Source organism: Synechococcus sp. R8-2, assembly GCF_047461715.1.
In the GTDB taxonomy this organism is placed as follows: Bacteria; Cyanobacteriota; Cyanobacteriia; order Thermostichales; family Thermostichaceae; genus Thermostichus.
Map to the genome: position 1 here is coordinate 1 of NZ_JANSHQ010000621.1, position 4,614 is coordinate 4,614.

At 59.7% G+C, this 4,614-nt stretch carries 4 protein-coding genes; 1 reads left to right on the top strand and 3 read right to left on the bottom strand.

The window, feature by feature from the left end:
• Positions 1-243 precede the first annotated feature (243 nt).
• Positions 244-1,800: a carotenoid isomerase gene (gene crtH, locus NW819_RS13155; RefSeq protein WP_414414017.1), complete on the bottom strand. Its 1,557-nt coding sequence runs from the start codon at positions 1,798-1,800 to the stop codon at positions 244-246.
• A 203-nt stretch (positions 1,801-2,003) separates the two neighbouring features.
• Between crtH and NW819_RS13160 the strand changes: the two genes are divergently transcribed.
• Positions 2,004-3,023, top strand: coding sequence for a Rieske 2Fe-2S domain-containing protein (locus tag NW819_RS13160; protein WP_414414018.1), 1,020 nt, complete (start codon positions 2,004-2,006; stop codon positions 3,021-3,023).
• On the opposite strand, the gene NW819_RS13165 is transcribed toward NW819_RS13160, so the two are convergent.
• Both NW819_RS13165 and NW819_RS13170 read right to left on the bottom strand, forming a co-directional pair.
• On the bottom strand, positions 3,006-3,956 hold the full coding sequence (locus NW819_RS13165) for an ABC transporter permease (RefSeq protein WP_414414019.1): 951 nt from the start codon (positions 3,954-3,956) through the stop codon (positions 3,006-3,008). The two genes, NW819_RS13160 and NW819_RS13165, sit on opposite strands and share 18 nt — an antisense overlap.
• The coding region (locus NW819_RS13170) for an ABC transporter ATP-binding protein (RefSeq protein ID WP_414414020.1) at positions 3,950-4,614 on the bottom strand (665 nt) is incomplete at its 5' end. The genes NW819_RS13165 and NW819_RS13170, both read right to left, overlap by 7 nt.

Here is a 4,614-nt window from a genome sequence, read left to right on the forward strand (position 1 = left end):
GTTCAGCGTAAATGTATCAGATACTGAATACCGAGTTTGAAGAGGACATCTGTGTTGATTCTGGACAATGTCCTGATTCAAAGGCCTACAGCCTGCTTTCGGGAACGGACGCTATCTTACTGGCTAGCGTCTCATTGTTGTTTGAATTGACCATCAACTGCCTCCCAAACCCTCTGCGCCGCTCAACCCTCATCCCCTGCCCCTCTCCCAGAGGGAGAAGGGAGTAGCAAGGATAAGGGCAACCTAAACCAAATCCGCTGCCACTCGGTGGGCGCAGGCAAAGCCGGAGAAGGCAACGGCATTGAGCCCTTGGCCGGGGAAGGTGCTATCCCCCACGCAGTACAAGTTGGGGATGGCGGTGCGATTGAAGGGCATGCCCAGCAAGCCCCAGGGATCCCGGCTGGGGATAGGCCCATAGGTGCCGTTGCTGCGGCTCAAAAAGCGGCGGTGGGTGCGGGGGGTGCCTATCTCCTTCAGTTCAATGTGGGATCCCAGTTGGGGCCAAAGGGCCTCCAGGCGGCGGATGAGGCGGTCGGCGGCTTGCTGTTTTTGGATCTGGTACTGGCTTGGGTTCAACCCTTGCCAGGTGGACATCCAACTGGGGGTAAAGGCATGAACAATGTGGCGGCCCGGGGGAGCCAGGTCGGGATCCAACAGGGTGGGGACGGAGACGAAAAGGGTGCCCTGCTCAGCCTCCATCTGATCCCAGTCTTCCAGGAGAATGTGGTGACAATGGCATTCGCCGGCCAGGGCCTCGGCCCGCACCCCCAGGTGCAAGCTTAAAAAGCTAGGGGATTGCTGGTAGCGTTTTTGCCACTGCCGCTCCGCCCTGGGCAGGGATCCCGGCCATAGGCGCTCAAAGGTGTCCCAGCGGGTGGCATTGGAGATGATTGTGCGGGCAAAGAGCTTTTCCCCGCTGACCAGCTCTACACCCACCGCCCGACCTCTTTCTTCCAGGATCCGCCGCACGGGTGCTTTGTAGCGGATCTGCCCGCCATGGGCCTCTAGCCCCTGGGCCAGCTTTTGGGCGATCTGCCCCACCCCCCCTTTGGGATAGTTGACACCGCCGTAGTGTCGGTCACAAAATACCATCCCGGCATTGATGATGGGCGTGCGATCCGCCGGCACCACCGACCAGCAGTAGCACTCCATATCCACAAAGCGCAGCAAATCCGGATCCCGCAGACAGCGCCGCGCTACCTGGCCCACATTCACCGGCAAATAGCGCGCCAAGGTCAGGCAGCCGAGGGGATTGCTCACAAAAGAACGAAATAGATAGCCCCACTCCTCCAACGAGAGCAGCTCCATGGCGTTGAGGCTGTTGAAGATGGGCCACAGGCTGTCGTAGAACCGGCGAATGCCGGCGGCTTCCCGGGGAAAGTAGCCGGATAGCTCCTGCAAAAACTGCTCGTAATCCCGGTGTACTCGGGGATTCAGCCCCTTGGGCAGGTGGTAGGCAATCTGCACCGGATCGGGGATAGAGTCTATGGACTGGCCCACCGCTGCCAAAGCCCGTGTCAGCAAGTTGGTGGTACCCTGGGTGCCCAATCCAAAGATCATGGAAGCGCCCACGTCAAAGCGGTAGATCCCGTTGCCTAAGGGATCCGGACGCTCAAAGTAGCCGGCGCTGCCCCCTGGAATGAGGTATTTCTCCAGCACCAGCACACGGTATCCTTTGGCGGCCAACTGGCTGGCCGCGACCAATCCCCCGATCCCAGCACCGATGACGATGGCATCCCAAGCAGGGGAAGGGGTGTGCAGAGCCTGCAAGAAGGTCTGAGAAGGCAAAGTAGAGGTCAAGGGATCCCTCTGGAAACTCAAACGCAAGATCAGTATCTTTACCGTACCAGAGGTTCTAGGGTTTCCCCATGAGTTGAGCTCCCCTGGGAATGAGTTTGCCCAGATCTGCAAGATCCCCAAATAGAGATTGTGGCGCGGGCTACGGAACCGAATTCACGAATTTGCTATACAGAATCCGGCCACACGACACAGATGGTTTTGCCATGTTGGTGACCCAGCATCCTGTCTTTCGGCGCTTTTGGTACCCGGTGATGCCCCTCAGCCGATTGGAGCAGGGATCCCCGCAACCTTTCGAGCTGCTGGGAGAGAGGATCGTCCTTTGGCTGGACAAAGCCGGACAGCCCCAGGCAGCCGCAGATCGCTGCTGTCATCGGTCGGCGCAATTGTCCAAGGGAATCGTCTGTGATGACCATATCCGCTGCCCCTACCATGGGTGGGAGTTCGATGGCACGGGAGCCTGTGTCAAGGTGCCGCAACTGCCGGATCAGTCCCGCATCCCAGAGAGCTACCGCATTCCCGCCTATCTCTGCCAGGCCCGCTATGGCTATGCTTGGGTGTGCTTGCATCCCCAGCCTCTACGGGGGATCCCGGTCATCCCAGAAGCCGAGGATCCCAGTTACCGGCTCATCCACGAGTTCTACGAACGCTGGGAATGTGCCAGCTTGCGCATCTGCGAGAACGAGTTCGATGCCGCCCACATCAGCTTTGTACACCAGAACACCTTTGGCAGTATGGAAGACTTGGTACCCAGCCACTTCGAGGTCGAGGAGCTGGACTACGGGATCCGCACCCGCACAGTGCTCGGTGTAGCCAACCCAGAGCTGCAACAAAAAAACCTGGGCATTGCTGCCGCCAAAACCGAGCGCACCACCACTTCAACCTGGCATTTGCCCTTCACCAACCACCTTCACATCCGCTACCCCAATGGCCGCAGCCATGTCATCGTCAACATCCCCACCCCCATCAACGACCGAGCCTCCCAAGTGGTGCAGTTTTGTTTGCGCAACGACACCGAAGCCGATACCCCAGCCGCCGAGGTTATTCGCTTCGACCGGGCTGTAACTCTGGAAGATAAAGCCATTTTGGAGACCACGGATCCCGACGTGCCCCTCACCCTCAGTAGCGAACAGCACATGCTCACCGATAAGCCCGGGATCCTGATGCGCAAGCAACTGGCGGCTTTGCTCAAGGCCCACAGCAGCTCCTCAAACCAGATGTTCTAGGCTGCGGGTGCCAGCGTAGCGGCTGTAGGCGTAGATCAACCCCAGGGTGAGGCCGGTGACCAAAAAGCTGAGGGCCGCCCCGAAAGGATAGTCCAGGCTGGAGCCAAACTGCAACTGAATCACATTCCCGATCAACAGCGTTTTGCTGCCCCCCAACAGATCCGGCACTACGAACATGCCGAAAGCCGGGATCCCCACCAGAATGAGGCCCGCCGCCAGTCCAGGCAAGGTCTGGGGCAGAAGCACCCACCAAAAGACCTGCCAACCCTTGGCATAGAGATCCCGTGCCGCTTCCGACAGCCGCCAATCGATGCGCTCCACCGCCGTGTACAGGGGCAAGACCATGTAGGGCAAAAACGTGTAGACCATGCCCAGATAAACCGCCAGCCAACTGGGATACAGAGCCGTTTGCGGTGGGATCCAGCCCAGCCAGGCCGCCAAGCGAGCCGGCCACCCTTCCGGGGCCAGCACCACCATCCAGGCATAGGTGCGGATCACCAGGTTCGTCCAAAAGGGCACCACCACCAAGGTGAGCAACAGATCCCGTTGTCGGGGTGGGTGGGCGGCAATGAAGAAAGCCAATGGGTAGGCCAGCAGCACGCAAAAAAAGGTGGTCACCCCCGCCACCAGCAGGCTGCGGCCCAAGATCTGCCAGTAGATGGGCGTCCATCCCAAGGGGCCAAAGCCGAGAATGCGCAGATAGTTCTCCAGGGTCAGGGGCAGTTGAATCTGGCCAAACTCCCCGCGGCTGAGAAAGCTGCACACCAACAGCAACAGCCCCGGCAGCACCAGAAAAAACATCACCCACAGCACCCCTGGCCCAGCAAAAATTAGGCTGCGCCCCAACTCCTGCCAAGGGGTGAGCAGCTCCCCAAATCGCACCTGGGCTTGGCCAGGGATCCACTTGCCCACAGGAGATGGCAGCTTCAACATCCAGTCTCCTCCTGACGGGGATCCGGTCGCAAACGGATTAGGCTTTTCGGGGGTAGGTGGGCCACCAGCGCTGCGCCGATCTCAAACCCTGCATCCTCAATATCGGTGTTGAGGGCCGTGGCCTTGAGCTGCTGACCTTGGTTTGTCCGCAACAGGTATTGGTTCTCAGCCCCAGTGTAGATGAGGTTTTCCACCCGCACCGGCACCTGGTTGGGCAGCAGATCCCAGCCGCTGCGAGAGAGCTGGATCTTTTCCGGGCGAATAGCCAATTGCACCGGTTCCGAGCTGGCCGGGATCCCCAAGACCTTCAGCTTTCCCAAGGGCGTATCCACACAGTCCGTCCCACAGGCGATCCCCTCGATCAGGTTGCTGGCCCCTAAAAAGTCGGCTACGAAGGCCGTCGCCGGGCGCTCGTACACCTCATCGATAAGGCCCACTTGCTCAATGCGCCCCGCCCGCATCACCGCCACCCGGTCGCTGGTCACCAAAGCCTCTTCTTGGTCGTGGGTAACGAAAATAAAGGTCATGCCCAGGCGGCGCTGCAACTCGCACAACTGCACCTGAAGCTGCTTGCGCAACTTGGCATCCAACGCCGACAGCGGCTCATCCAACAAGAGCACTTCCGGCTCGTTCACCAAAGCTCGAGCCAAGGCCACCC